At 72.7% G+C, this 25,023-nt stretch carries 28 protein-coding genes; 21 read left to right on the forward strand and 7 right to left on the reverse strand.

Annotation, left to right across the window (positions count from 1 at the left end):
* Positions 1 to 191 precede the first annotated feature (191 nt).
* Positions 192 to 1,160 carry a beta-ketoacyl-ACP synthase III gene (locus tag QOL15_RS07685; protein ID WP_071246879.1) on the forward strand — a complete coding sequence of 323 codons (969 nt, stop codon included), beginning with the start codon at positions 192 to 194 and terminating at the stop codon, positions 1,158 to 1,160.
* Between the two features lie 77 nt (positions 1,161 to 1,237).
* On the opposite strand, the gene QOL15_RS07690 is transcribed toward QOL15_RS07685, so the two are convergent.
* The 6 genes from QOL15_RS07690 to QOL15_RS07715 form a co-directional block, all read right to left on the reverse strand.
* Positions 1,238 to 2,161 (reverse strand): hypothetical protein, encoded by a 924-nt coding sequence (locus QOL15_RS07690; RefSeq protein ID WP_175473829.1) that lies wholly within the window; start codon positions 2,159 to 2,161, stop codon positions 1,238 to 1,240.
* Between the two features lie 144 nt (positions 2,162 to 2,305).
* Positions 2,306 to 3,268, reverse strand: a complete 963-nt coding sequence (locus tag QOL15_RS07695; RefSeq protein WP_071246881.1) for a hypothetical protein — start codon at positions 3,266 to 3,268, stop codon at positions 2,306 to 2,308.
* Between the two features lie 335 nt (positions 3,269 to 3,603).
* Positions 3,604 to 3,972 carry a flagellar assembly protein FliW gene (gene fliW / locus QOL15_RS07700; protein WP_071246882.1) on the reverse strand — a complete coding sequence of 123 codons (369 nt, stop codon included), beginning with the start codon at positions 3,970 to 3,972 and terminating at the stop codon, positions 3,604 to 3,606.
* A complete protein-coding gene (locus QOL15_RS07705; protein WP_071246883.1) occupies positions 3,969 to 4,850 on the reverse strand; it encodes a flagellin in 882 nt (293 codons plus the stop codon). Before QOL15_RS07705 ends, fliW begins: the two co-directional genes overlap by 4 nt.
* A 2-nt stretch (positions 4,851 to 4,852) precedes the next feature.
* Positions 4,853 to 6,268, reverse strand: coding sequence for a flagellar hook-associated protein FlgK (gene flgK / locus QOL15_RS07710; protein ID WP_071246953.1), 1,416 nt, complete (start codon positions 6,266 to 6,268; stop codon positions 4,853 to 4,855).
* 7 nt (positions 6,269 to 6,275) lie between these two features.
* Complete coding sequence (locus QOL15_RS07715; RefSeq protein WP_065963888.1) at positions 6,276 to 6,764, reverse strand: flagellar protein FlgN; 489 nt, start codon at positions 6,762 to 6,764, stop codon at positions 6,276 to 6,278.
* A 447-nt stretch (positions 6,765 to 7,211) separates the two neighbouring features.
* Between QOL15_RS07715 and QOL15_RS07720 the strand changes: the two genes are divergently transcribed.
* From QOL15_RS07720 to QOL15_RS07800, 17 genes are all read left to right on the forward strand, one after another.
* Positions 7,212 to 8,027: a sigma-70 family RNA polymerase sigma factor gene (locus QOL15_RS07720; RefSeq protein WP_065963886.1), complete on the forward strand. Its 816-nt coding sequence runs from the start codon at positions 7,212 to 7,214 to the stop codon at positions 8,025 to 8,027.
* A gap of 169 nt (positions 8,028 to 8,196) precedes the next feature.
* The gene (locus QOL15_RS07725; protein WP_071246884.1) at positions 8,197 to 9,387 is read left to right on the forward strand and encodes a flagellin; all 1,191 of its coding nucleotides are present in this window, start codon (positions 8,197 to 8,199) and stop codon (positions 9,385 to 9,387) included.
* A gap of 90 nt (positions 9,388 to 9,477) precedes the next feature.
* Positions 9,478 to 10,878, forward strand: a complete 1,401-nt coding sequence (gene fliD, locus QOL15_RS07730) for a flagellar filament capping protein FliD (protein ID WP_071246885.1) — start codon at positions 9,478 to 9,480, stop codon at positions 10,876 to 10,878.
* Positions 10,879 to 10,889: 11 nt separating this feature from the next.
* On the forward strand, positions 10,890 to 11,363 hold the full coding sequence (gene fliS, locus QOL15_RS07735; protein ID WP_083393955.1) for a flagellar export chaperone FliS: 474 nt from the start codon (positions 10,890 to 10,892) through the stop codon (positions 11,361 to 11,363).
* Positions 11,353 to 11,649: a hypothetical protein gene (locus QOL15_RS07740; RefSeq protein ID WP_139197438.1), complete on the forward strand. Its 297-nt coding sequence runs from the start codon at positions 11,353 to 11,355 to the stop codon at positions 11,647 to 11,649. The genes fliS and QOL15_RS07740 overlap by 11 nt, the downstream gene beginning before the upstream one ends.
* 165 nt (positions 11,650 to 11,814) lie before the next feature.
* The gene (locus QOL15_RS07745; protein WP_065964845.1) at positions 11,815 to 12,159 is read left to right on the forward strand and encodes a flagellar basal body protein; all 345 of its coding nucleotides are present in this window, start codon (positions 11,815 to 11,817) and stop codon (positions 12,157 to 12,159) included.
* On the forward strand, positions 12,156 to 12,551 hold the full coding sequence (locus QOL15_RS07750; protein ID WP_065964843.1) for a flagellar basal body rod protein FlgC: 396 nt from the start codon (positions 12,156 to 12,158) through the stop codon (positions 12,549 to 12,551). Before QOL15_RS07745 ends, QOL15_RS07750 begins: the two co-directional genes overlap by 4 nt.
* On the forward strand, positions 12,551 to 12,901 hold the full coding sequence (fliE, locus tag QOL15_RS07755) for a flagellar hook-basal body complex protein FliE (RefSeq protein ID WP_083393956.1): 351 nt from the start codon (positions 12,551 to 12,553) through the stop codon (positions 12,899 to 12,901). The genes QOL15_RS07750 and fliE overlap by 1 nt, the downstream gene beginning before the upstream one ends.
* Positions 12,901 to 14,565 carry a flagellar basal-body MS-ring/collar protein FliF gene (gene fliF, locus QOL15_RS07760; protein ID WP_065964841.1) on the forward strand — a complete coding sequence of 555 codons (1,665 nt, stop codon included), beginning with the start codon at positions 12,901 to 12,903 and terminating at the stop codon, positions 14,563 to 14,565. Before fliE ends, fliF begins: the two co-directional genes overlap by 1 nt.
* Complete coding sequence (fliG, locus tag QOL15_RS07765; protein ID WP_083230421.1) at positions 14,562 to 15,611, forward strand: flagellar motor switch protein FliG; 1,050 nt, start codon at positions 14,562 to 14,564, stop codon at positions 15,609 to 15,611. The genes fliF and fliG overlap by 4 nt, the downstream gene beginning before the upstream one ends.
* Positions 15,604 to 16,290 (forward strand): hypothetical protein, encoded by a 687-nt coding sequence (locus tag QOL15_RS07770; protein WP_071246889.1) that lies wholly within the window; start codon positions 15,604 to 15,606, stop codon positions 16,288 to 16,290. Before fliG ends, QOL15_RS07770 begins: the two co-directional genes overlap by 8 nt.
* Positions 16,287 to 17,627, forward strand: a complete 1,341-nt coding sequence (locus QOL15_RS07775) for a FliI/YscN family ATPase (RefSeq protein WP_071246891.1) — start codon at positions 16,287 to 16,289, stop codon at positions 17,625 to 17,627. The genes QOL15_RS07770 and QOL15_RS07775 overlap by 4 nt, the downstream gene beginning before the upstream one ends.
* Positions 17,627 to 18,058, forward strand: coding sequence for a flagellar FliJ family protein (locus QOL15_RS07780; RefSeq protein WP_071246893.1), 432 nt, complete (start codon positions 17,627 to 17,629; stop codon positions 18,056 to 18,058). The genes QOL15_RS07775 and QOL15_RS07780 overlap by 1 nt, the downstream gene beginning before the upstream one ends.
* The gene (locus QOL15_RS07785) at positions 18,055 to 18,783 is read left to right on the forward strand and encodes a C40 family peptidase (RefSeq protein ID WP_071246895.1); all 729 of its coding nucleotides are present in this window, start codon (positions 18,055 to 18,057) and stop codon (positions 18,781 to 18,783) included. The genes QOL15_RS07780 and QOL15_RS07785 overlap by 4 nt, the downstream gene beginning before the upstream one ends.
* The gene (locus QOL15_RS07790; RefSeq protein ID WP_071246897.1) at positions 18,780 to 20,327 is read left to right on the forward strand and encodes a flagellar hook-length control protein FliK; all 1,548 of its coding nucleotides are present in this window, start codon (positions 18,780 to 18,782) and stop codon (positions 20,325 to 20,327) included. Before QOL15_RS07785 ends, QOL15_RS07790 begins: the two co-directional genes overlap by 4 nt.
* A gap of 8 nt (positions 20,328 to 20,335) precedes the next feature.
* Positions 20,336 to 20,767 (forward strand): flagellar hook assembly protein FlgD, encoded by a 432-nt coding sequence (locus QOL15_RS07795; RefSeq protein WP_071246899.1) that lies wholly within the window; start codon positions 20,336 to 20,338, stop codon positions 20,765 to 20,767.
* Positions 20,768 to 20,874: 107 nt separating this feature from the next.
* Entirely contained in the window at positions 20,875 to 22,050 is a 1,176-nt protein-coding gene (locus tag QOL15_RS07800; RefSeq protein ID WP_065964502.1) for a flagellar hook protein FlgE, read from the forward strand.
* 124 nt (positions 22,051 to 22,174) lie between these two features.
* Here the strand turns inward: QOL15_RS07800 and QOL15_RS07805 are convergent, their stop codons facing one another.
* Complete coding sequence (locus QOL15_RS07805) at positions 22,175 to 22,675, reverse strand: RES family NAD+ phosphorylase (protein WP_071246900.1); 501 nt, start codon at positions 22,673 to 22,675, stop codon at positions 22,175 to 22,177.
* A 148-nt stretch (positions 22,676 to 22,823) separates the two neighbouring features.
* Between QOL15_RS07805 and QOL15_RS07810 the strand changes: the two genes are divergently transcribed.
* The 3 genes from QOL15_RS07810 (at position 22,824) to QOL15_RS07820 (ending at position 24,653) form a co-directional block, all read left to right on the forward strand.
* On the forward strand, positions 22,824 to 23,231 hold the full coding sequence (locus QOL15_RS07810; RefSeq protein WP_253181707.1) for an NUDIX domain-containing protein: 408 nt from the start codon (positions 22,824 to 22,826) through the stop codon (positions 23,229 to 23,231).
* Positions 23,232 to 23,455: 224 nt separating this feature from the next.
* Positions 23,456 to 23,671 (forward strand): hypothetical protein, encoded by a 216-nt coding sequence (locus QOL15_RS07815; protein ID WP_065964506.1) that lies wholly within the window; start codon positions 23,456 to 23,458, stop codon positions 23,669 to 23,671.
* A 370-nt stretch (positions 23,672 to 24,041) separates the two neighbouring features.
* Positions 24,042 to 24,653: a GrpB family protein gene (locus tag QOL15_RS07820; RefSeq protein ID WP_175473830.1), complete on the forward strand. Its 612-nt coding sequence runs from the start codon at positions 24,042 to 24,044 to the stop codon at positions 24,651 to 24,653.
* Positions 24,654 to 25,023 lie beyond the last annotated feature (370 nt).

The following is a 25,023-nucleotide window of genomic DNA, read 5'->3' on the forward strand; positions in this document are numbered from 1 at the left end:
GCCGTCCACAAGGCGGCCGCCGCTCCTGCCGTGCACGCGGTGCGTTCCGCGACTGCCGCGCACTCGGCGCCCGCCGCGTCTGTCGCGCACCCGGCGCTTGCCACTCCTGCCGCGCCTGATCTGGCACCAGCACCCGACGCGCATGCCGCGCTGGGCATGTGGCGCCGGTCGACAGGAGTAGCGTGCCGCGGATGAACACCCCAGCTCTCCGTGGCAGCCGGATCCTCGGGTTCGGGCACCACCAGCCCTCGCGCGTCCTCACCAACGACGAACTGTCGACCATGGTCGACACGAACGACGAGTGGATCACCACCCGGACCGGGATCAAGACCCGGCACATCGCCGGGCCGGACGATTCGGTCGTGTCGATGGCCATCGAGGCCGGCCGCAACGCCATCGCCGACGCCGGGCTCCAGCCGTCGGACATCGGCCTCGTCATCGTCGCCTCGACCACGCACCGCGAGCGGTCGCCGTACACCGCCGGACGTGTCGCCGCCGCGCTCGGCATGGCGAACGGTCCCGCGCCGATCGACATCAACACCGCGTGCAGCGGGTTCGAGTACGCGATGGCACTGGCCGACCAGTCGATCCGCGTCGGTGCGTCCGACACCGCGCTGGTGATCGGCTCGGAGACGCTCTCGAGCATCGCCGACTGGTCCGACCGCTCGACCTGTGTCCTCGTCGGCGACGGCGCCGGAGCAGCGGTCCTCGGTGCATCCGACACCGCCGAGATCGGGCCCGTGTCGTGGGGGAGCGTGCCGCACCTCAACGAGGCCGTGCTCGTCACGCGCGACCCGGAGTACTTCACGCAGCAGGGGCGGTCGATCTACCGGTGGGCGATCACCGAGGCCGAGGGGCATGCGCGCGCCGTCGTGGAGGCTGCCGGGCTGACCCTCGACGACATCGAGGTCTTCGCGTTCCACCAGGCGAACCTGCGGATCATCGAACCGCTCGCGGCGGCGCTCGGGGGCGAGTCGAAGTACGTCGTGCGGGACGTCGTCGAGTCGGGCAACACCTCGGCGGCGAGTGTCCCGCTCGGGCTCTCGAAGGCGTGGTCGCGTGGTGAACTGCCCGAGGGCGTGCCGGCGCTGCTGTTCGGTTTCGGTGGCGGGTTCGCACACGCGGGCCAGGTCGTGACGACGCCGGTCCGGCGGCGCTGAGGCGCGTCGGCGGCGCGCGGCACCACCGGGTCGGGGTGGTCGAGGCTGCGCGTCGCTGACGCCCCCGACCGCCGGGGTCAGCGCAGGGCGGGATCGTCCCGGTCCGGGGTGTCGCCCCAGAGGTCCTCGTCCTGGTCCCGACCGCGGCGCCGCGAGCGTCCGCGCTGCTTCGGTTCCGAGGCCTTCCCGCCGTCGAGCGCCTTCTTCGCCTTGCGGTCCGACACCGGTTTCGCGTCGAGCACGATGGTGAAGTGGCGCGGCGGCAGGCCGAACCCCTCGCGCGACGCCTGGATCACCTTCCGCCCGAGGGCGTGGTTGCCGAGGCCACCCACCGCTGCGCCGATCCCGAAGGGGAGTGCACGGCCGAGGACCGATGCCCCCTGACGTGCGGCGAAACGCTTGATGAACTGGTCGCGCACCTTGCCGCCGATGCCGTTCACGACCTGCTTCGGCAGCGTCGAGGTGACCATCTCGCCCCAGAAGGCCGTCCGCGCCTGACCACCGGCAGCCTGGCCCGCGAGCTGCTTGATGAGCTGCGTCCCGGGCGAGCCGAGGATCAACGCCATGACGAGCGTGCGCGACCGCTCCGGGTCGTCGAGCGCGATGCCGTGGACCTCGGTCACCGACTGGGCGAACAGTGCCGTCGCCTCGAGGAAGCCCACCGTCTCGGCGCCGCTGAGCCCGAGGGCTGCGACCATCCCGACACCCGGGATCACCGCACTCGCGCCCACGGCTGCACCGCCGGTCGTCACGGCTGTCAGGTACTGCCGTTCGAGGATCTGGACGACCTGCTGCGGGTCGGCGTCCGGGTGGCGCCGACGGATCGCGTTCACGTGCGCGACGACGACCGGCCGCTGGACGGCGATGACGCGGTCGAGCATCTTGACCCAGCCCGTCTGCTGCTCCTGCACGCGGCGTCCGTCCTGGTCGTCCGGGCCACCGGCGCGGACCGCTGCGGGCGGCATCGGCACGATCGCCTCGTTCTTCTGCTGTCGAGCCATGCGGCCGACCGTACCCGGACCGGGTGGGAGCGACGCCCGGGAGCGTCCCCCTGCGTGCGCTCTCGCCGGGGGCCGGAGCGGGAGCGGCTGCGCGTGCGGGGGCGGTCACGGGCGTCGGCGTCGGCCCGGATGTCTGCTCGGTACTCATCGGCACGGCAACCCTGCCCGGACCAACGCCGCCCGCAGTCGTTCGGGGTCCATCAGGTCCGCCCAGGTGACCCGGACGACCCGACGGACCGCTGCGAAGGAACGGACGAAGTCCTCACGCTGCTTCTCCTGCCAGTGCGCCTCGGCGGTCGAACGCCCGGCGAGCATCGCATCGTCCTCGTACTTCGCGCGTCCGTCGACCTCCACGACGACCCCGTGGTCGGGGAACCAGAAGTCGACGACCGCGTCGCGGTGCCCGGGCCGGACGAAGCGGTGTTGCTGGACGGGCTGCGCCAGCCCGAGCTGCCGGAACCGCACCCGGCACACGGACTCCGCCGGCGACCCGGACGCCGCCGACCCCATCTCGACCGCCGCCGCGACCTTCGCGTGCCCCTTCCAGTCGGCCGAGCGCAGTTCGTCGACCAGCATCTCGGGCAGGATGCGCCGATCGTGCAGCGCTGCGTCGATCATCGGCAGCGCGCTGAGCAGCGGTTCGGTGGAAGCGACCTCGACGAGCACGTCGACGAGTGGTTCGACGACGACCCCGGCGAAGTCGGCCGGTCGGAACGGGGGCGTCCCGGACCACCGGTCGGTGCCGGTGCTTGTCCGCTGCCTCGCCGGCCGGACGCGGAGCCGCGCGGTGGTCTCCGTCCGAGACCGTCGCGGGTCGCGGACCTCGACACGGTCCGGCGTCGGGCCGACGAACGGCAGCCCGTGAGCAGCCGCCGCGGACCGGTCCGACAGCACGAGGGGTGGCACGATCCGCGGTGCCGTCGCCCGGACGAGCAACAGGTGCTGCTCCTCGGGACGCAGCCCGGCCACGTCCGCCGGGTCGACCAGCGCTCCCGGCCGCACCGCGACCAGGGTGCCGCGTCGGACCTGGCGCTGCAGGCTGCGGCGTTCCGCGGGCGGGAACCCGCTCGTCCGGATGAGCGGTACTGAGAGGACTCGTTCGTGCATGCCGGCAGCTTGTCGCGGTCGGGCCGAGGGACTGGCGGAAGAGGGCCGACCTGTGGATGGTGAGCCGCGCCTCCCGGCTGTGGAGGAACGCCGCGCGTGCCGGAGGCGACGTCGTCGACGTCGGACGTCAGCGGTGATGACGCTTCTTCGTGGGTGGGACGCATACGTGCGCGTGTTGCGACATCGTCGACGTCGGACGACAGCGGCAGTGACGCTTGTTCGCGCCCGGAACCGGTGCGTGCGCATGATGCGACATTGCCGACGTCGAACGACAGCGGCGGTGTCGATCACCAGCGGCGACCCGCAGCCCGGGCGTCCCCGCCCGGCCCGGCACCTCAGCGCCGGGCGAGCTCCGCGCGCAGCGGCAGGTCCTGGTCCTCGAGGATGAACTGCGCCCCCACGGCCGTCCGGGCGTTGACCACCACGGGCGCGAGCAGGTTGACGGTCGTCGGCTCCGCGCCGGGGTTCGCCACGACGAGCAGCATCGCCTCAGCAGGGTCGGTCAGCCCGATCGTGGCGGCCTGCTCGTCGGACAGCTCGGGCGCGTAGTCGGGCAGGTGCACCGCGGCGTCGAGCACGAACAGCCGGGCGTCCTCGCCGGTGAGCGCGAAGAGCCCCTCGACGCCGTCGACCGGCACGAGCGAGAACACCGGCGCGGGGGACAGGCCGAACGGGGGCACGGGGAAGGTCAGGTCGATGCTCATCGGAGGTAGTCCATCAGGGTCGGCTGCAGGACCTTCGCGGTGACGGCGAGGGCTGCCTGGTAGGTGGTCTGCTGCACCTGGAGGTCGAGGACGGCGCCGGCGAGGTCGAGGTCCTCGATGCCGGAACGGCGGTTCTCGAGCGACACGGACGTCGACTTCAGCGTGTCCTGGGCGGTGAGCGCCGCGGCGTGGCGGACGCCGACGTCGGCCTGGGTCGCGCGCACGGCGTCGATCGCACCGTCGACGTCGTTCAGCCGCGGGTTGACGTTCACGCCGGCCTGCAGGTCGGACACGATGCGGTCGATCACGGCGAACGCCGAGGTGTCACCGGAGCCGAAGGCCGCGGCGCCGGGGGTGTCCACCCGGATCGTGGAGCCGTCGCCGACGCGGCGCTGCACGGCCGTGGTGGCGGTCGCGAAGCCGGTGCCGGGCGTGTACGCGGCAGCGTCGGTGGAGGAGCCGGCGAACACCGACCGGGTGCCGTACGTGGTGTTCGCGGCGGCCTCGAGGTCGGTCTTCAGGCCGCGGAGCTCGGTGATGAACGCGTCGCGCTCGGTGGTGCCCATCGTGCCGGAGTTCGCGGCCTGCACGGTGAGGTCGCGCACCTTGCCGAGCACCGAGTAGGCCCCGGTCAGGGTGCTGTCGGTCGTCGCGAGCCAGCCGACGGCGTCGTCCGCGTTGCGGGCGTACTGCGCCGCGGCGGCCTGCTCCTTGCGGACCTGCATCGCCGAGCCGGTGCCGACCGGGTCGTCCGACGGGCGGGCGATCGCCTTGAGCGTGGTGGCGCGCTGGGTCGCCTCGGCGACGCGGGCCGCGTTCGCCTGCAGCCGCTCGCCGGCGGCCGCCATCGACATTTGGGTGGTCACACGGGTGATCACGGTCAGCCCCTCCCGACGAGTCCGACGCGGTTGATGAGGGTGTCGAGCATCTCGTCGACCGCGGTCAGGACGCGCGCCGCGCCCTGGTACGCGTGCTGGTAGCTCAGCAGGTTCACGTTCTCCTCGTCGAGGTCGACGCCGGCACCCGACTGCTGCTGGGTCCGTGCGCTGGTGAGTGCGAGGCCGGTCAGCGTCGATTCCGACGTCGCCGTCCTGGAGGCGCTGCCCACCCCCGCCACGAAGCCCGCCCAGGTGCTGTCCGCACCTCCGGCGACCGTGCCGAGTCGCGAGAGCGCGTCGGCGAACGAGTCGTCGAGCTGGTTCGCCGCGTTCCGCGTCGCCAGGCCGGACCCGTCCACGGGGACGACCGACAGGCCCTGGGCCGCGGGCGTCCCCGCCGCGAGGGCGAAGAACGGTGCACCGGTGGTGCCGGTGGGCGTCGTGCCACGGGCGTGTGCCGCGTTGACGGTCGTCGCCAGGGCGGTCGCGACCGCGTCGTAGGACGCCGCGGCCTCGGCCAGGGCACCGCCGGTGCCGGACGACGCGGGGGCCAGCAGTGACAGTGCGCCGCCGATCGACCCGCCGCCGAGGGCGACGTCGCGCGGCTCGGCACCGGCCCACTGCAGGGTCACGGGGTGGCCGTCGGCCATGCGGTCGGCACCGGCGAGCTGCACGGTGCGGGCGTCGGTGCCCTGCACGAGGGCGTTGCCGTCGAGGAGCACGTCGACCGTGCCGTCGGCGTGCGCCCGCACGGTCCCGCCGGCGAGCCCGGCGATCTGCTGGGTGAGCTGGTCGCGCTGGTCCATCAGCTCGTTCGCGCTCCCGCCGGAGGCGAGGGTCGAGCGGATCCGGCCGTTGAGGTCGGCGACCTGCGCGGCAGCGTCGTTGAGCTGGCCGACCTGCGTCGCGGCGGTGGCCCGGACGGTGGTCCACTGTGCGTCGACGGCGCGGGACCCGGAGGCGAGGGCGCCGGCGACGGTCGACGCGGACGCGATCACCGAGGACGCGGCGCCGGGGTCGTCCGGGTGGGCGGCGAGGCCGCTCCACGAGGACCAGAAGGCGTCGAGCTTGGCGGACAGACCGTCCTTGCCCGGTTCGTGCAGCCCGTCCTCGAGGTCGGACAGTGCGGTGGCGCGGGTCCTCGCCCACGTCGAGGAGCCCGTCGCGACGCGGAGCCCCGCGTCCAGCGTCAGGGAGCCGAGCCGTGCGATGCCGTCGACCGAGACGCCCTGACCGGCGAGGGCCGCGGTGCCGTGCACGAAGCCGGTCTGGACGGTGGGGATCGACGACTGCGTGACCCGCTGCCGGGTGTAGCCGGCGGTGCCGGCGTTGGCGATGTTCTGCCCGGTGACGTCGATGCCGGTGCGCGCAGCGGTCAGGCCGGAGTACGCGGTCGCGAGGGATCCGAAGGTGCTCACCACGGTGCTACAGGGTCCCCTCGAACAGGCGGGCGCCGTCGGAGCCGGTGGCCCCCGACGAGCCGGAGGCGTCGTACGTGGCCGCGGAGGTGACCGACCCGGCGAGGGTCTCCTCGGTCGCCTGGGCGGCGGTGCGGAGGAAGCGGTCGTTCTCGTCGCGGAGGGCGCCGATCTGCGTCGTGAGCTCCATCATCGCGGTGAGGTGGGCGGCGAGGATCTCACCCCACGGACCGGCGGGTGCGGCGGCGACGACGTCGCGCAGCGGTGCCTCGGAGGGCACGCCCCACTCCTCGGCGACGGCAGCGCTCGACGCGGCACGCTCGAGGCCGGTGCTGCGGAGGCGCTCGAGGACCTGCTCGACCTCGCGGCTGGCGTGCGAGACCCAGCGGGAGCGCCCGGCGGCGAGCAGGAGCTGCTCCTCCTCGAGCTTGAAGGTGAGCAGTTCGAGCAGTTCACGCTCGCGCCAGAGGACGGCGGACAGGTCGTTCACGCTCATCAGCTCCTCCCGGGGGACGGGTCGGTCGGGGTTCGTTCGGGTCGGTCGGTCCGCCTTCCGGTGGACACCGACGACTATCGACGCAGCGGGACGCGGCGTAAGCACCGACGGACGCGAGAATCCGTCAGGGAAGCACGCCGCGCCTCCCGTCCGTACCCGTGCTGGGGGACAAGAACGACCGTTCCCCGCCCTGGGTCCCCAGAAATGCCGACCGGGGAACCCCCGATGCACCCCCGCACTGGGGTCGATCCTGACAGCGCTCACGGGTTTCACAGCCGATACATTCGAACGGCACGCGGGGGACAGACCCCGCACCGCATCGCAGGGATGCGGGCACCGCCCGGACGGATCCAGGCGGCTCTTCGGCGTACACCACGGCCCTCCGCAGGCCGTCGTCCGTCGTGCCCAGGGACGGGTCAGTCACGCAGGTCGACCAGGGGATGGAACATGGACCGGAACGCACGCAACGCGATGATCGTGGAGCACCTGCCGCTCGTCGGCTACATCGTCGCCGACGTCCGTTCCCGCGCCACCCACCTGGACCGTGACGACCTCGCCGCCGTCGGGTCGCTGGCCCTCGTCGCCGCGGCCGAGGCGTTCGACCCCGAGCTCGGTGTGCCCTTCGGTGCGTACGCCCGCACCCGGATCGCGGGCGCCCTCGCCGACGACATGCGTTCCGCCGACTGGGCGTCGCGCGGCACCCGGAAGCGGATCCGCGAGACCCTCGCCACGCAGGAGGCGCTGTCCGCCCGACTCGGCCGGAGCGTCGGCGTGCAGGAGATCGCCGACGCGATGGGTGTCGACCGGCAGACCGCGGCCGGCGCCATGAGCGACGCCGCCCGCACGGTCGGTCCGATCGACGAGACGGTGCACGACACCCTCGCCGCCGACCAGCCGCTGCCGGGCGAGGACCTGCTCGCGGCCGAGAAGCGCCGCTACCTCCGGGCCGCGGTCGCCGCGCTGCCCGAGCGGATGCGGTACGTGGTCGAGAACGTGTACTTCGGCGACCGCACGGTGACCGAGGTCGCCGCCGAGCTCGGCATCACGCACTCGGCCGTGTCGCAGCAGCGCTCCGAGGCGATGCGGCTGCTCCGCGACGGGCTCGCCGAGCACTACGGCGACGGGACCGCGGTCGAGCCGGCCTCGCGGACGACGGCGGCGCGACGGAGCGCGTACCTGGCGCGGGTCGCGGCGAACGCGAGTGCCGGGGTCGCGCGTGCGGTGCACGAGGTCGCGGTGCCGACGGCCGTGGCGGCGGGCTAGGCCTGCGGCTCGCACCGCTCGAGTCTCGCTCCGGCTCGCGCCGCTCAAGACTTCTCGACGAGGAAATCTCGTCGGGCGCTAACGACCTCGGCGCACCTGCCGAGAGTCACCCGTGTCAGCCCATGGACGGGCAGACACCACCACCCAAGGATTCACGGAGGAAACCACCATGGGTTTGTCCATCAACACCAACCTCTCGGCACTCAACACGTACCGGAACCTGAACTCGACGCAGAACGACCTGTCGAAGTCCCTCGAGAAGCTCTCGACGGGTCTCCGCATCAACCGCGCTGCCGACGACGCTTCCGGTCTGACGATCTCCGAGGGACTCAAGTCGCAGGTCGGTGGCCTCACGGTCGCCGCCCGCAACGCACAGGACGGCATCTCCGTCGTGCAGACCGCTGAAGGTGGGCTCACCGAGACCCACTCGATCCTCCAGCGCATGCGTGACCTGGCCGTCCAGGCGGGCAACGACTCGAACAACGGCACGTCGCGAGACGCCATCAAGACCGAGGTCGGGCAGCTCCAGCAGGAACTGACCCGTATCTCCTCGTCGACCAACTTCAACGGGATCAACCTGCTCGACGGCAGCAACAACTCGCTGAAGTTCCAGGTCGGCGCGAACGGTGACAAGGGAAGCCAGATCTCGGTCGACCTCTCCGGTGCGAACGTGGCGGCGATCGCGACGAAGCTGACCACCGGATCGGTGCAGAACGCTGGCACGTCCTTCGACGCAGCCCTGGCGACCCTCGGCACGACGGCATCGTTCACGCTCAACCAGACGAACGCCGATGGCTCGACCACCGCGAAGACGGTCACCACGGGGACCCTCTCGTCTGCCAGCGGCACCACCGCCGGCTGGGACAGCGTCCAGGAGTACGCGGACGCACTGTCGAAGGACGCGAACTTCTCGGCCAACTTCAGCGTCTCGGTCGTCAAGGACGACAACGGTGCGGGCAAGGGCATCGTCGTCTCGTCGCTCAGCGGTGGGACGGTCAGCGGCACCACCACGAGTGCTGGTCTGACCAACGGCACCGCCAGCGCGACGTCGCAGGTGGGTGTGCAGTTCGACACCGCCCAGCACGCGCAGGACGCGATCAAGCTGATCGACACGCAGATCGCTGCCGTGTCGGCTGCTCGTTCGAACCTCGGTGCGATCCAGAACCGCTTCGACCACGCCATCAACGTGACGAACGTGGCCAAGGAGAACCTCACCGCGGCGCAGTCCCGCATCACCGACGTCGACATGGCACAGGAGATGGTCAAGTACACGCGCGACAACATCCTGAGCCAGGCCGGCACCTCGATGCTCGCGCAGGCGAACCAGAGCACGCAGGGCGTGCTCTCGCTCCTGCGCTAGCACCCCTGACGCCGTCACCCGGGGGAGTTCGAGCCCCCGGGTGGCGGCGTCACCCTCCCACCACCCGACCCCGACGGCAGGGAGCCCTCGATGTCGTCCGTGTCCTCGGCGAGCAGCCTCGCCATCGACGGTCTGGTCAGCGGTCTCAAGACCTCGGACCTCATCAACTCGCTCATGTCGATCGAGCAGGTCCCGCAGACGCTGCTCAAGAGCAAGCTCACCGACACCAACGCGTTCGTCTCGTCGCTGCAGACGATCAACGGTCTCGTGCAGACCCTGGCCACCAAGGCCTCCGACGCCGCGAAGCCGAGTTCGCTCGACGTGTTCACGGCGAAGAGCTCGGCGACGAGCGTCTCGGTCGCGACCGGCGCCGCGGCGACGGCGGGCTCCGTCAGCTTCACGGTCGGGCAGACCGCCGCGGCGCAGGTCGGTGTCACCCGGGCGATGTCGACGTGGGACGCCCAGGCCGCGCCGATCACGATCGTCGGGTCCGACGGCAAGCAGACCACCGTCACGCCGACCTCGGGATCGCTCGACGACGCCGTCAGCGCGATCAACAAGGCCGGCGCCGGGGTCTCCGCGACGAAGGTCGCAGCGGGCACCGACACCGACGGCACCAAGCTCTACCGCCTGCAGTTCACCGCGACGAAGACCGGCGCCGCCGGAGCCTTCCAGGTGTTCGCGGGCAGCGGCGACCAGGTCACGGCCGGCACCGCGCCGAACGTGCTGTCGGCGACCGGCGCGGCCGTCGTCACGGCGGCCCGCGATGCCTCCGTCACGCTCTGGGCCGGCACGGCCGCAGCGCAGACGGTCACGAGTGCGACGAACACCTTCACCGACCTGCTCCCGGGCGTCGACGTCACGGTCTCGCAGGCCACGACCGACCCGGTCACGGTGACGATCGGGCAGGACACATCGAAGGCCCAGGCGGTCGCGTCCGGTCTGGTCGACGCGCTCAACGCGATCACGGCCTACTACGGGTCGAACACCGCGGTCACGAGCACGACGAGCCCGACGACGGGCACCACGAGCACCACGGCGGGTGTCCTCACCGGCGACGCGACCACCCGCGACGCCGTGCAGCGCCTGACGAGCACGATGTCGGCCCCGGTGAACGGGAAGTCGCCGTCGTCGATCGGCATCGTCATCACCAAGAACGGTGACTTCACCTTCGACGCCGCGGCGTTCCAGAAGGCCCTCGCCGCGGACCCGGAGGGCACGCAGGCGATCCTGTCCGGCGTCGCGACCAACGTCGGCGCCGCCGCGACGTCCGCCTCGGACAAGTACACCGGTTCCATCACGACGTCGATCACCGGACAGCAGTCCGTCGCGAAGGACCTCACCACCCAGATCGACAGCTGGACCGACCGCCTGACGCAGCGCCGCGCGACCCTGCAGGCGCAGTACGCGGCCCTCGAGACCAGCCTCAGCAAGCTCCAGTCGCAGTCGAGCTACATCGCCAGCCACCTCGCCTCGACGCCGACGAGTTGACGGGAAGACCCATGAACGCCTTCGACCTCCAGTCCGCCGCTTTCCGCCAGGCCGCCCAGCCGCGGACGGTCACCGACCAGCGCCGCGCCCAGTACACGAACGAGGCGGTCCTGTCGGCGACGCCGGCGCAGCTCGTCACGATGCTGTACGACCGGCTGCTGCTCGACCTGCACCGTGCCGAGGCCGCACAGACCACCGCCGACTGGGACGCCGCACGTGAGCAGCTCCTGCACGCGCAGGCGATCGTCGGCGAACTGTCCTCGACGCTCCGGATCGACGTGTGGGACGGGGGCGAGGGACTGCTCGCGATCTACAACTACGCCTCGACCTCGCTCATCACCGCGAACGTGCACCGGGACGTCCAGGCGACGCGGGACTGCATCCGGATCCTCGAGCCCCTCCGCCAGTCGTGGCACGAGGCCGCCGCGGCCCTGCCCACCGCGACCCCGGTGACGGCGATCGGCGGTGCCCTCGGTGTCGCCTGACCCCACGACCGCAGACACCGGCCGTGACGCCTGGGCGGCGGTGCTCGACACGCTCGAACGCGACCTGACCGCGGAGGCGACCACCACCTGGACCGAGCCGACCGGGCTGGGACCGCTGCCGCGCGACCTGGTGGGCCGCGCCTCCCGGCTGCTCGCCGCGCAGCGGGACCGGATGGCGACCCTCGAGGCGGAGCGGCGGCAGACCCTGGAACACCTCGGTGCGCTGCGGGCGGTCGACGCGACGCGCGAGCCGCGCGGGTCGGTGTACCTCGACGCGTCCGCCTGACGGTCGGGCACCCCCGCACCCGACCCCCGTTCGGGGCAGCCGCTTACGCCCCCACCCCCGGGGCCGACAGACCCCCGCGAGCACGGATCGCTCACCCCTCGGCCACGGATCGGCCACAGCCACCCGTCGGCGTCCCCGGACGTCGCGCCCCACGAGGACGGCCCCGTGTTCGATTCCGTGACGAGCGTCGCGCTGCAGAGTGCCCTCGACGGCCTCTCCCTGCGCCAGCGCACCATCGCGAACAACATCGCGAACATCAACACGCCGAACTACCACGCCGAGAAGGTCCGGTTCGAGGACACCCTCGCGCAGTCGATCGTGCACGGTGACGGCCACGCCGAGGCGACCACCTCGCGCAGCCTCGAGCCGACGAACACGAACGGCAACAACGTCAACCTCGACCAGGAGACCCTCTCCAACGTCGACACGGTGCTGCGCTACCAGTTCGCCACGCAGGCGATGAACAGCGAGCTCACGAGCGTGCGCGCGGCGATGCGGACGAACTCGTGACGACCTTCGACGCGATCGGCATCGCGAGCACCGGCCTCACCGTGCACCGGAAGTGGCTCGACGCGGTCTCGGACAACATCGCGAACGCGAACACCGTGCGGTCGATGGACGACTCCGCCTTCCAGGCCCGCTACGTCGAGGTGCAGGAGGGTGCCGGCACGTCGGGCGCCTACGTCAAGGGCGCCGCGTTCGGCAGCGCCGCCGGCCGCGTGACGTACGACCCGGACAACCCGCTCGCGAACGCCGAGGGCTACGTCCGGATGCCGGACATCGACCTCGGGACGCAGATGGCGGACCTCATCATGGCCCAGCGCGGCTACCAGGCGAACGCCGCCGTCGTCGACCGGGCGAAGACCGCCTACGAGGCGGCCCTGCAGATCGGGAAGAACTGATGCCCATCGACGCCGTGAACGGTGTGACCACGAACGCGATGACCCGCGCGTTCCCCTCGATGACCGACGTCACCGGCGCGACCGGCGCATCCGGCGCGACTGGCACCGCAACGACCACCGGCGCGACCGGTGACGGCTTCGGCGCGAGCATGACGAACGCCGTCGACGGCCTGCAGCAGCTGCAGGACACGTCGAAGACCCTCGCCCTCAAGGCCGTGACCGGCAACCTCGACGACATCCACGACGCCACGATCGCCGCCACCCGCGCGCAGGTCACGCTCGAGCTCGTCGCCGCCGTCCGCAACAAGGGCGTCGACGCCTTCAACGAGATCATGAGGATGCAGGCCTGATGCCCACCGCCGTCCGGAACACGCTCGGCCGCCTGGTCGCCTACGTCAAGGGCTTCTCGGCCGCGCAGCGCACCATCGCGATCATCGGCATCGCGGCCGTCGTGCTCGGGGGCATCGCCCTCGCGAGCTTCCTCGGCAAGGCGTCCTACGCGCCGCTGTTCACCGGGCTCGCCGCCGCCGACGCGAGCTCGATCACCGACCAGCTGAACACCGACGGCGTGCCGTACCAGCTCACCGACGGTGGCGCGACGATCCTCGTGCCGCAGTCGCAGGTGTACTCGGAGCGGCTCAAGGCGGCGTCGAACGGCCTGCCGTCGTCGAACGAGGGCGGCTACTCGCTGCTCGACAAGATGGGCGTGACGAGCTCCGAGTTCCAGCAGGACGTCACCTACAAGCGGGCGATCGAGGGCGAGCTCGCGAAGACGATCTCGTCGATGGACGGCGTGAAGGCCGCCACCGTGCAGCTCGCGATCCCGAAGAAGACCGTCTTCACCGCCGAGGAGAAGGACCCGACCGCCTCGGTGTTCGTGGCGACCCAGAACGGCAAGCAGCTCAGCACCGACCAGGTGCAGTCGATCGTGCACCTGACGAGCGCCGCGGTCGAGGGCATGCAGCCCACCGACGTCTCGGTCGTCGACTCGAAGGGGCAGACCCTGTCCGCCGTTGGCACCGGCGCGACCGGCAGCGGCGCGGACCAGGCCGCCGACTACGACGCGACGACGAGCAAGAAGATCCAGGACCTGCTCGACACGACCCTCGGCGCCGGGAACGCCAGCGTGGTGGTCGCCGCGACGATGAACCAGCAGTCCGGCACCCGGACGCAGGAGAGCTACACGAACCCGACGACGGGTCCGATCGCGCTGAACGAGTCGAGCACGACCGAGCAGTACGGCGCGGGCTCCGGTGCCGGCGGCGCCGGTGCGACGGGCGTCCTCGGGCCGGACAACATCGCCGTCCCGAACGGCACGGGCGCGAACGGCGACGGCGGCTACAAGAACGAGTCGGCGACGAAGAACAACGCCGTCGACCACACCACCGAGACCACGCAGATCCCGGCCGGCGGGGTCCAGCGGCAGACCATCTCGGTCGCGCTGAACTCCCGCGCCGACGCCGTGAAGAACGCCAACCTGCAGAGCATCAACGACCTCGTCGCCGCGGCGGCCGGGGTGGACAACGTCCGGGGCGACCAGGTCCGCGTCGCCATGATGGACTTCGACCGCAGTGCCGCCGACGACGCCGCGAAGGCGTTGAAGGAGCAGGAGCAGGCCGACCAGCAGGCCAGCACGTGGTCGGCGATCCGCACCGCCGGCATCGTCCTCGCCGTGATCGCGGCGGCCATCGTGCTCGCGATCGTGCTCGCACGTCGCGGCCGTCGCCAGGAGCGCGAGGCGGTGGACGTCGGCGAGCTCGACGCCTTCGCCGGGGAGACCTTCGAGCTGCCGCTGGCCCTCGACGACGCCGAGCGCACCCCGCTCGGTGCCGCGGACGCGCCGACCGTCGCCCTGCCCGCGATCCCGCACGACGACGCCCCGACCGAGGTGCTCACCACGGACGAGATCAGCGCCGAGCGCCGGCGGCAGGACATCGCCGCGCTGGCCGAGCGCGACCCCAAGCGCACCGCGGACCTCCTGCGCGGTCTCCTCGACGACCGGGCGTCGGTGTGAGCGCGCTCGTCCCGGCCCCCGCCGCCGGGGGAACGGCCGACCGCGCGCTGAGCGGCGCGCAGAAGGTCGCGCTCATCCTCATGCAGATGGAGACCGAGCGCGCCGCCGAGGTGATGAAGCAGTTCACCGAGCTCGAGGCCGAGGAGATCTCCGCCGAGATCGTCCGGATGCGCCGCGTCGACGACGCCGTGGTGGACCGCACGATGACCGAGTTCCACCGGATGACCCAGCGCGGTCGGGTGCAGAAGCGCGGCGGCAAGGACGCGGCGCTCGGGCTCCTCGAGGCGTCGTTCGGCTCCGAGCGCGCGGCGGGCGTGATGGACCGCCTGGCCTCGAACCTGGCCGGACAGTCCTTCGAGTTCCTCGACGACGCCGAGCCCGGCCAGGTCGTCTCGCTGCTCGAGGGCGAACTGCCGCAGACCATCGCCCTCGTGCTCGCCCACCTCAAGCCCGCGCAGGCGAGCGCCGTGCTCGCCGGGGTCGACGAGCGCGCCCGCACCGACGTGGCGCAGGCCTTCGCCACGATGGGCAGCGCCACGCCCGAGGCGGTCGGCATCGTCGCCGGGGTCCTCCGGCAGCGCGCCGGGGCCGTCGTGTCCCCGCGCGAGAGCATCGAGGTCGTCGGGGGCATCGCGCCCCTCGTCGACATCATCAACCGTGCCGACGTCGCGACCGAGAAGGCCGTGCTCGAGGGCCTCGAGGCGCGCGACCCCGAGCTCGCCGAGGACATCCGCTCCCGCATGCTCACCTTCGCCGACATCGTCAAGCTCGAGTCCCGCGACATCCAGCAGGTGCTGCGCGGCATCGACTCGAAGCTCCTCGCGACCGCGATGAAGGGCGCGCCCGGCCCCGTCGTCGAGACGATCCGCGCGAACGTGTCGGAGCGCAACCGCTCGCTGCTCGACGACGAGCTGCAGGCCATGGGCCCGGTCCGCGTCTCGCAGGTCGAGGAGGCCCGCGCCGAGGTCGTCCGCTCCGTGCGCGAACTCGAGGCGCAGGGCGTCATCACGGTGCACCGCGCCGAGGAGGACGAGCTCGTTGACTGACCCCGTCGTCCAGCGCATCGCGTTCCCCGCCCTCGGCGGCACCGCGACCCGCGACCGGTCCGCCGCCGCAGACGTCCGCGGCCACGCGGCCGGCTACACGGCCGGACTGCGCGCGGCGCAGGCCGACACCGACGCACTGCGCGCCCGGCTCGAGGCCGAGCACGCCGCCCGGCTCGCGGCCCTGCAGGCCGACACCGCGCGCCGGGTCCAGGTGCTCGACGCCGCGACGAACGCGCTCCTGTCGCACGTCGCACCCGTCCTCGCCGACGCCGAGGAGTCGGTCGTCGCGGCCGCGCTGGAGCTGGCCGAGGCCGTCGTCGGGGACGTGGTCCGCGCCTCCCGTCAGGAGGAGCAGGGCGCGTCCGACGCGACCCGGCAGTCCGGCCGGGAGGCGCGACCCACCACCGGCGCGGAGGCGACGGTCCGACGTGCGCTCGCCTCGGTCGACCGCACGATCGCACTGGCCGTCCGTGTCAGCCCGGCCGACGCCGCCCGCGTCGCGGGCCTGGACCTGCCGGTCCCGGTCGTCGGCGACCCGGCGCTGCGCGACGGCGACGCCGTCGTCGACCTGCCGCACGGTCTGCTCGACGCACGGATCGACGCCGCGCTCGACCGGGCCCGCTCGGCGCTCGGCGCGCCGACCCGACCGGCCGCCGCACCGACGGAGACGTCCCGGTGACCGCGACCCTGCTGCGCCCGCGCGGCCTCGACGACGCCCTCGCCGCGGCGGCACCGCAGCGCGTCGGCACCGTGACGAGCGCGGTCGGACTCGGCCTGACGATCGCAGGGCTCGACGCCCGGATCGGCGACGTCGTGACCGTCGGCACCGAGGGGGGCCCGCAGACCGCCGTCGAGGTCGTCGCGACCGACGCGGACGGTGTGCGCTGCATGCCCCTCGGGCGTCTCGTCGGCGTGACCGCGGGGACCCCGGCACGACCGACCGGGCGTCCCGTGCTCGTGCCGACCGGCACCGGGCTGTTCGGCCGGGTGCTCGACGGGCTCGGGCGACCGATCGACGGCCGCGGACCGCTCGCCGCCGACGCCTGGGTGCCGCTCGACCACGCCACGCCGAACGCGATGGCCCGCACCCGGATCGACACCCCGATGCAGCTCGGCGTCCGCGTGCTCGACACCCTGACCACGGTCGGCCGCGGGCAGCGCATGGGCCTGTTCGCCGGCTCCGGCGTCGGCAAGTCCTCGCTGCTGTCGATGGTCGCGCGGGGGAGCGACGCTGCCGTCAACGTCATCGCGCTCGTCGGCGAACGCGGGCGCGAGGTGCGGGAGTTCCTGGAGGACGACCTCGGACCCGAGGGCCTCGCCCGCTCGATCGTCGTCGTGTCCACCTCGGACGAGCCCGCGCTCATGCGCCTCCGGGCCGCGTTCGTCGCGACCCGGATCGCCGAGTCGTTCCGCGACGCCGGCCAGGACGTCGTGCTCATGATGGACTCCCTGACCCGCGTGGCGATGGCCCAGCGCGAGATCGGGCTGTCGGTGGGGGAGCCGCCGGCCACCCGGGGCTACCCGCCGTCGACGTTCTCGGTGCTCGCCGGGCTGCTCGAACGTGCCGGCACCGACCGTGTCGGCAGCATCACGGGTCTGTACACGGTGCTCGTCGACGGCGACGACCACAACGAGCCGATCGCCGACAGCGCCCGGAGCATCCTGGACGGCCACGTCGTGCTCGACCGGAAGCTCGCGGTCACCGGACACTTCCCGTCCGTCGACGCGCTCGGCTCGGTGTCGCGCGTCGCGTCGAAGGTCACCTCCCCCGGGCAGCGTGCCGCGGCGACGACCCTGCGCACCGTGATGGCCGCACGGCGGAACGCGCAGGACCTGCTCGACGTCGGCGCGTACCAGCGCGGCACGAACCCGCTCGTCGACGCCGCGGTGGACCACCAGGGCGCGATCGACGCGTTCCTGCAGCAGGGCATGGACGAGCGCGCGACGGCCGAGGCGTCGTGGCACGCGCTCGACCGCCTCGTCGCGACGCTCGTCCCGGCGGGAGGGGTGCGCTGATGGCCCGCCGCTTCCCCCTGGCCGGACTCCTGCGGCTGCGGCACGCCGAGCAGGACCGCGCCGCGGCCGAGCTCGCCGCCGCGAACGACCGGGTGCGCGACGCCGCCGACGCCCGGTTCGCCGCGCGCCGCACCCTGGCCGACGCCGAGGGCTCGACGGTCGTCCGCGACGCCGCCACCCTGAGCGCGGTCGCCGCTGCCCGGGCCTCGACGCGCGGGATGCTCGAGGAGCTCGACGCCGTCGCGAAGACCCGACGCGCGGACGCCGACGCCGCCCAGACCGCCTACAACGCCGCCCGCCGGGCCGCGCTCGGCCTCGAGAAGCTCGAGGACCAGCACGACCGCGAGGAGACGGCCGCCGACCTGCGCACCGAGCAGGCCGCCCTCGACGAGATCGCGGCGCGGAGCCGCACGGAAGGTGGTGCCCGATGAGCGTCGACGCCGTGCTCTCCCGCATCGACGAGATCCGGTCGCGGATCGACGCCCTGCGCGCCGACGCGACCACCGCGACCGGTGGCGCCGCGAGCACCACCGGTTCCGCCGCGTCGTCCACCGCGTTCGCCGACGCCCTCGCGACCGCCACGGGCTCGGCATCCGGGACGGCGGCCGCTGCGGATGCCGGGGCGGCGTCGCCCGCGACGTCGGTCGACGCCGGGCGCGGCTCGATCGCCACCGGCAGCGGAGCAACGGGTGCCGACGTGGTCGCCGACGCGAAGAAGTACCTCGGCGTGCCGTACGTGTTCGGCGGCACCACCCGGTCGGGCATGGACTGCTCGGGACTCGTGCAGACGGTGTTCAAGGACCTCGGCGTCACGATGCCGCGCGTCGTCCCGGACCAGGCCGACATGGGCGTGCCGGTGGGCTCGCTGAAGGACGCGAAGCCCGGCGACCTGATCGTGCCGAAGGGCGAGCAGCACATCGTCATCTACCTCGGCGACGGCAAGGTGCTGCACGCGCCACGACCCGGGAAGGACGTCCGCATCGTGGACAACTGGTACAAGGACTCGGACATCGCGACCATCCGCCGCATCGTGCCGTCGGACGCCCCGGCGGCGAGCGCGGCGACTCCGGCTGCGCGCGCGGTCGGCGGTGCCGGCTCGGCGGACCTGCAGACGGCGGCCCTGCTGTCGATGATGCGCTCGGGGAGTGCGGCATGAGCCCCGCGACGACCGGCCTGCCCACCGGCGGACCCGCGGTGGGTGCCGGTCTGCTCGGGCAGCGTGCCGCACGCGGTCCGTCCGGCGTCGCCGACTCGGCCGTCCCGTTCGGGGCAGCGCTGGCCCGGGCCGGTCGCTCGGCCGAGGGACACCCGGACGGCGGGACCGGCTCGTCGTCGAAGCCGTCGTCGAAGCCGACGTCGACGACGGAGCGTACGAGCCCGGACACCGGCGCCGGGACGGACGCCGGCTCGACGAGCCCCGCCACCACCACGCCGTCCGCCTCGGCCGTGACGGCACAGCCCGTGTCGGCACCGTCGGCGGCGCTGTCGGCGGCAGCGACGACGCCGACGACGGCGGGGCCCGCGGCAGGAACCGCCACCGCACCCGCTGGTCTCGGCACACCGGCCGCCGCGGTCGGTGCGTCGCCTCGCGCCGCGGCTGCCACAGCGACGGACGCATCCGCAGCGTCGGCGTCGGCGTCCGCGTCGGCGCAGCCCGCACTCCCGGTGCCCGGCATCGCGTCGACCCCGGCAACCGGTACTGCCACTGCCGGCCCGGAGTCCGCATCCGTGACGACCGCTCCGGCGCGCTCCGGTCACCCGACCACACCGGCTGCACCGGGCCCGCACGCCGGAGCCTCCGGCACCGCCGCAGACCCCGGCGCCGTCGCGACCGGTTCGACCACCACGGGGACCCCCGCGGCCGCGGCCGCGGGAGCCTCCGCCGACGGCACCCCCGGGACACCCGCTGCCGCGACCCCCGGGACACCCGCTGCCGCGACCCCCGGCGCACCCGCCGCACCCGCCGCTCCGGCGGGCACCCCCGTCGCGGCCGCCGCGCCGACGACTGTCCCGAGCCCGACGGCCGGCACCACGACGGCCGGCACCACGACGGCCGCGACCACGACGGCCGCGACCACCGCGGTCGGGCCGGCCGCGCCGATCGTCGCGACCCTCCCCGCGGGCGGCACCGCCGACCAACGGGCCGGCCACGGGACGGACGCGCGCTCGTCCGGCCAGGGTGATCCGGGCCTCCCGGCCGTCGCCGCCCCGCGCGGCGGCGAGACGCCGTTCGTCGTCCCCGCCACGACGGCCGCGGCGCCGGCCGCTCCGGCAGCACCCGCGCCGGCAGCGGCACCCGCGCCGCTCGCCCAGCAGCTCGTCCGCCCGCTCTTCACGCTCGCGCACGCCGGTCACGGCGAGCACGTCGTCACCGTGCAGGTGCAGCCCGACGCGCTCGGCCCGGTGACGGTCCGCGCGCTCGTCACCGCGCACGGCATGCACGTCGAGCTGTTCGCCGCCTCGGACGCGGGCCGCGAGGCGGTCCGCCAGGTCCTACCGGACCTGCGCCGCGACGCCGGCGCGGGGGTCGCGACGACCCTCGACCTGTCCTCGCAGAACCACCCCGGCTCCCGCGACGACCGGCCCGCGCCGGGCGCGGCCCGGCCCGACACCGGCCTGGAGGCGCGCCCCGCCGCCGCCACGCCGGTCACCACCCGTCCGTCCACCGTCCGCAGCGTCGGACTCGACGTCCTCGCCTAGGAGGCACCATGCCCATCGACGGCATCACCGGCACTGTCGACAAGGCCGCGCAGGCCGCGGCCCTGACCGCGAACAGCGCGACGAAGAAGTCCCAGACTATGGACTCCGAGGTGTTCATGAAGCTGCTCGTCACGCAGCTCCGGAACCAGGACCCGTCCTCGCCGATGGACACGAACCAGATGATCAGCCAGCAGACGCAGCTCGCGATGATGGAGCAGATCACCAACCAGACCACCACCGCGAACGAGGGCTTCTCGTTGCAGATGCGGATGGCCGCGGCGAACCTCGTCGGCAAGCAGGTCACCTACACCGACGCCGCGTCGGGTACGGCCGTGACCGGGACGGCGACCGCGGTGTCCTACGCGGCGAGCGTGCCGACCGTCACCGTGGGTGGGAAGGAGGTCGACCTCGACGTGATCTCCGGTATCCGGGGCGCCTGACGGGTCCGCGCCGCTCGGCGCTGGTTCGTCCCTTCTCTGCTTCGTCCCCTGCTCTTCCTCGCTCGTTCCTCGTTCTTCCCTCGCTCTTTCCTCTGAAAGGTCGCACCATGCTCCGCTCGCTCTACTCCGGGATCTCCGGCCTCCGCTCGCACCAGCAGATGCTCGACGTCACCGGCAACAACATCGCCAACGTCAACACCGTCGGCTTCAAGTCGTCGTCCACCGTCTTCCAGGACACCCTGTCGCAGATGACCCAGGGCGCCGGCGGACCGCAGACCGGCATCGGCGGCACGAACCCCGCCCAGATCGGCCTCGGCGTGCAGGTCGCCGGTGTGTCCACGAACTTCGCGCAGGGCTCGGCGCAGGCGACCGGGAAGGCCACCGACCTGATGATCTCGGGCGACGGCTTCTTCGTCACCCGCCTCGGCGGCGACACCGTCTACTCGCGTGCGGGTGCGTTCGACTTCGACGCCGAGGGACGGCTCGTGAGCGCCGACGGCAAGATCGTGCAGGGCTACCCGGCGACCAACGGCGTCGTCAACCAGGGCGGGCAGCTCGGTGACATCCGTCTCCCGCTCGAAGCCGCCGCCCCCGCCGTCAGCACCACGACCGCGGCGATGACCGGCAACCTGCCGTCGGAGACCGCACTCAACGGGCAGCGTGTCCGCGAGTCGACCGTGTACGACGCGGCGGGCCAGAAGCACGTCCTGAAGCTCACCTTCGCACGCTCGGACGCCGGCTGGAACGTCAGCGGCCAGGTCGACGGCGGTACCGCTGTCCAGGGCGCGATCGCCTTCGACGGCAACGGCAAGCTCACCAGCGGCGGCTCGATGCAGGTCGGCGGCATCGCCGTCGACCTGACCCAGCTCACCGGCTTCGCGGCGCTCGACACGTCCTCGATCTCGTCGCAGAACGGTGCCGCCGCCGGCGCGCTGCAGGGCTACTCGATCGCGAAGGACGGCACGCTCGTCGGCACGTTCTCGAACGGCGCCTCGCTCGCGATCGGCCGCATCGCCCTCGCCACGTTCGCGAACCCCGCCGGGCTCGAGAAGACCGGAGCCTCGGGCTACCGGGCGACCGCGAACTCCGGCCAGGCCACCGTCGGCGCACCGGGGGAGCCCGGCGTCGGACAGCTCGCCTCGGGCACGCTCGAGATGTCGAACGTCGACCTGTCGCAGGAGTTCACGAACCTGATCGTGGCGCAGCGCGGGTTCCAGGCGAACGCGCGCATCATCACCACCTCGGACGAGGTGCTGCAGGAGCTGACGAACCTGAAGCGCTAGCGCGTGGCCGGACGCCCCGGCCGCGCGCGGTGCGTGCGTCCGGGGCAGCTGCTCGCCCCGGTGCCCGATCGGCTGGCGGCGCCGTCGCCGTCGTCCGCAGATCTCGCCGGGACCGACGGGGCCGTCAGTCCGCCGCTGCACCTCGGACGTGGACCCTGGGCGCGTCGTCCTCGTTCCACCGGAACAACACCAGGTGCCAGAGCCCGGGGTGCTTGCGCGACGGGTCGATCAGGCCGTCCGCGCCGAGCTCGGTCAGGCGATCGCGCACGAGCCAAGACGTCGGGACGCGACCTTCGGCGACGACCTGCTGCCACGGCGCGGTCGCGTCGGCGAGGTCGACGCCGGCTGCCGCACGGGTGGGCGGATCGCGGAGGTCGATGATCCGGGAGGCCACGACGTCGACCTCGAGGACCACCGGGTCGGCCGACCGCGTTCCGGGATGGGCCATCAGCGCTGCCTCCACGCCCTCGACGGACGAGCTGAGGTACAGCGTCGGCTGGTCCGCCCGCGAGTACCGTCCCGCCGCGCGGGAGCCGGCGATCGCGGACCGGCGGAAGCGCGGGTCGACGGCCCGGTAGAACGTGCCGCGCACCTCCGGCGCGAAGAGCTGTTCGCCGTTCGTCACAGCCGGAGCATGCCACTCCTCGAGCGTTCCGGTGCACGTCTGGTCCGAGATCCTTGCTCGACGCGCTGTCGCCGGAGCCGATCTGCCGTCGAGGCGTCTCGCGGATCGCGGCCGCGCATGGTGCACTGTCGTCGTGCGTATCCGGTCGGTGGCAGTCGTCACGCTCGACGAGCGGGTGCTCGTGGTGAAACGGCGCAGGGACGGCCGGAGCTACTGCGTGCTGCCGGGAGGCGGCGTCGAAGCGGGTGAGGACCTGCGCGAGGCGTGCCGACGTGAGCTCCTCGAGGAGACCGGGCTCGACGGCGACGTGGGCGATCTGCTCGACGTCCCCGTCGACCAGCAGACACCTGCCGTGTACTTCGCGGTACGGGTGACGTCCACGGCGGTGTCGCTCGGCGGACCCGAACTGCGCCGAGCTTCGGCGCGCAACGAGTACGAGCCGAGCTGGGTCGCGGCAACGTCACTCGACGAGGAGGGGCTCGTTCCCGACGCAGCGAGACAGGCGGTGCGCATCGTGCTGGACACGGTCGAGCCGACCTCGGAGCCGTTCCGATGACGGACCGATGACCGGACGGTCAGGCCTCGTGCTGGACGCGGTCGGTCAGCGACCATCCGCCGCTGCGATGCCTCGGACTCGAGACCGTCCGCAGTGGGTGCTGCTGGCAGCGTGTCGTTCGTGGGCGGGCTCTTCCAAGGCGTCGTCCTCTTCGGATGAACGCCGGCCCATCTCCGGAGCGGATCCGCTGTCGGGATGCCGTGACAGACCCGTACGCTCGCGTCATGACCAACCCGGATGAGTCGGACCGACCCGCCACGAGGACCTGGACGACGGTCTGGCGCATCCCCATCGCTGTCGGGACCGGCCTGTCGGCCCTGGTCTGCTTCTGGGCGGTGTTCGACGGCGGGACAGCCGAGCGGTGGGTCGGCACCGTCGGGCTGTTGCTCCTGATCGCCTGGGTGTTCGTCTTCCGAGCGCTCCACCGCCGGGGCTACTGACCGCGCGGCGGGGCAACGGTCGTTCAGGCAGTCGATCGGCTCCCGACACGTGGGCGCCTCAGCTCAGGAGGCCTCAGCGTGAACACCGCTGCCGAGCCGTCAGCAGATCCGCGGACGGAACGAGACGATCGACGGCCGTCCGTCGCTTCGATCTCCTCATTGTTGCTCGAGCGGTCTCGCGCCCGTGGGCACGTGTCTCCATCGCACTGGCCGCTGTGGCACTGGTGGTCTGTGTCGTGTCGCTCGTCGAGGCCGGGCAGGTCGCGCCGGTGTTCTCCTGGGCCGCGCCGAGGGGGACGGAGCTCGTCCTGACGACGCTGCCCGATCGACGATCGGTTCCTGAGACCGGTCGAGGAGACATGATGTGACGGTGGCCACACATCCCCTCTGGCGCCCGATCGCCATCGGAAGCAACGCCGCCCGTCAGTCCCAGCGCGTGGCGTTCCGACAGACCGAACCCGGTCCGCCGCAGGCCTACGACCGACGGTGGGAAGCATCGTTCGCCCGTGTGCGCGACCTCGTCGCGAGCGCACTCGGGTCGGACCGCACCGTCCTGCACGTCGGCTCCACCGCCGTGCCGGGGATGGTGGCCAAGCCCGTCATCGACGTCGACCTGCTCGTGCCTGACGTGCTCGACGAGCAAGCCTGGTTGCCGAAGCTCGAAGCGGTCGGGTTCCGTCTGGTCTTCCGCGACGCCATCGCGGGAGATCGGCACCGCCAGCTCACCCTCGGCGAACCCAACACCAACCTGCACGTGTGGCAGCCGGACGCAGTGGAGCCCCGACGGCACCGGCTGTTCGTGGAGTGGTTGCGGGCCCACCCCGAGGACCGAGCGACCTACGCCGAGGCGAAGGCGAGCGCAGTGCGCGCGAGCGGAGCGGTGCGGTACAACGACGCGAAGGCCGCGGTCGTCTACGACATCTACGAGCGCGCGTTCACCGCCGATCCGAACCATGCCCACGATCCTCATCCGCGGCCGTGAGCGGCTCGGTTCGACCGGTGTCCGCGGCCCGGGCTCGGTCCTCGTGCGGAGCTGGCTCTGCACATGCCGGATCCCGCTGGACGAGGACACGCGCTTCCGAGTCGAGAAGTGGGACGACTGGTTCTTCCTGTCGAACGGCCGGCGGACCGGGAACACCTCGATGCTCGCCGCCACCGGATCGTCCTTCCGCTCGTTCCCGGCCACCGGGGTGCGACGGAGCGGCGCTCTGGCGCAGCGTGACCTCCTCAACGCGTACGCCGCGCTGGACGACGTGACGGAAGCGACCGCCCGTGACTGGGCCCGGGATGCAGCGTGGCGTCTCCAGCGCGAGCGGTCGAAGCTCCGAGAGGCGGAGCGGCGGCGCACCCGG

This window comes from Curtobacterium sp. MCBA15_012, assembly GCF_001864935.2.
In the GTDB taxonomy this organism is placed as follows: Bacteria; Actinomycetota; Actinomycetes; order Actinomycetales; family Microbacteriaceae; genus Curtobacterium.

What these genes read in the sequence shown, in the direction of transcription:
- QOL15_RS07695 (WP_071246881.1), bottom strand. Translation starts at nt 3,268, where the DNA reads ATGCACGAACGAGTCCTCTCAGTACCGCTCATCCGGACGAGCGGGTTC.
- fliD (WP_071246885.1), top strand. Translation starts at nt 9,478, where the DNA reads ATGTCGTCCGTGTCCTCGGCGAGCAGCCTCGCCATCGACGGTCTGGTC.
- QOL15_RS07815 (WP_065964506.1), top strand. Translation starts at nt 23,456, where the DNA reads ATGACCAACCCGGATGAGTCGGACCGACCCGCCACGAGGACCTGGACG.
- QOL15_RS07780 (WP_071246893.1), top strand. Translation starts at nt 17,627, where the DNA reads ATGGCCCGCCGCTTCCCCCTGGCCGGACTCCTGCGGCTGCGGCACGCC.
- fliE (WP_083393956.1), top strand. Translation starts at nt 12,551, where the DNA reads ATGCCCATCGACGCCGTGAACGGTGTGACCACGAACGCGATGACCCGC.
- QOL15_RS07800 (WP_065964502.1), top strand. Translation starts at nt 20,875, where the DNA reads ATGCTCCGCTCGCTCTACTCCGGGATCTCCGGCCTCCGCTCGCACCAG.
- fliS (WP_083393955.1), top strand. Translation starts at nt 10,890, where the DNA reads ATGAACGCCTTCGACCTCCAGTCCGCCGCTTTCCGCCAGGCCGCCCAG.
- QOL15_RS07720 (WP_065963886.1), top strand. Translation starts at nt 7,212, where the DNA reads ATGGACCGGAACGCACGCAACGCGATGATCGTGGAGCACCTGCCGCTC.
- fliF (WP_065964841.1), top strand. Translation starts at nt 12,901, where the DNA reads ATGCCCACCGCCGTCCGGAACACGCTCGGCCGCCTGGTCGCCTACGTC.
- QOL15_RS07785 (WP_071246895.1), top strand. Translation starts at nt 18,055, where the DNA reads ATGAGCGTCGACGCCGTGCTCTCCCGCATCGACGAGATCCGGTCGCGG.
- QOL15_RS07690 (WP_175473829.1), bottom strand. Translation starts at nt 2,161, where the DNA reads ATGGCTCGACAGCAGAAGAACGAGGCGATCGTGCCGATGCCGCCCGCA.
- QOL15_RS07685 (WP_071246879.1), top strand. Translation starts at nt 192, where the DNA reads ATGAACACCCCAGCTCTCCGTGGCAGCCGGATCCTCGGGTTCGGGCAC.
- QOL15_RS07725 (WP_071246884.1), top strand. Translation starts at nt 8,197, where the DNA reads ATGGGTTTGTCCATCAACACCAACCTCTCGGCACTCAACACGTACCGG.
- QOL15_RS07715 (WP_065963888.1), bottom strand. Translation starts at nt 6,764, where the DNA reads ATGAGCGTGAACGACCTGTCCGCCGTCCTCTGGCGCGAGCGTGAACTG.
- QOL15_RS07795 (WP_071246899.1), top strand. Translation starts at nt 20,336, where the DNA reads ATGCCCATCGACGGCATCACCGGCACTGTCGACAAGGCCGCGCAGGCC.
- fliW (WP_071246882.1), bottom strand. Translation starts at nt 3,972, where the DNA reads ATGAGCATCGACCTGACCTTCCCCGTGCCCCCGTTCGGCCTGTCCCCC.
- QOL15_RS07790 (WP_071246897.1), top strand. Translation starts at nt 18,780, where the DNA reads ATGAGCCCCGCGACGACCGGCCTGCCCACCGGCGGACCCGCGGTGGGT.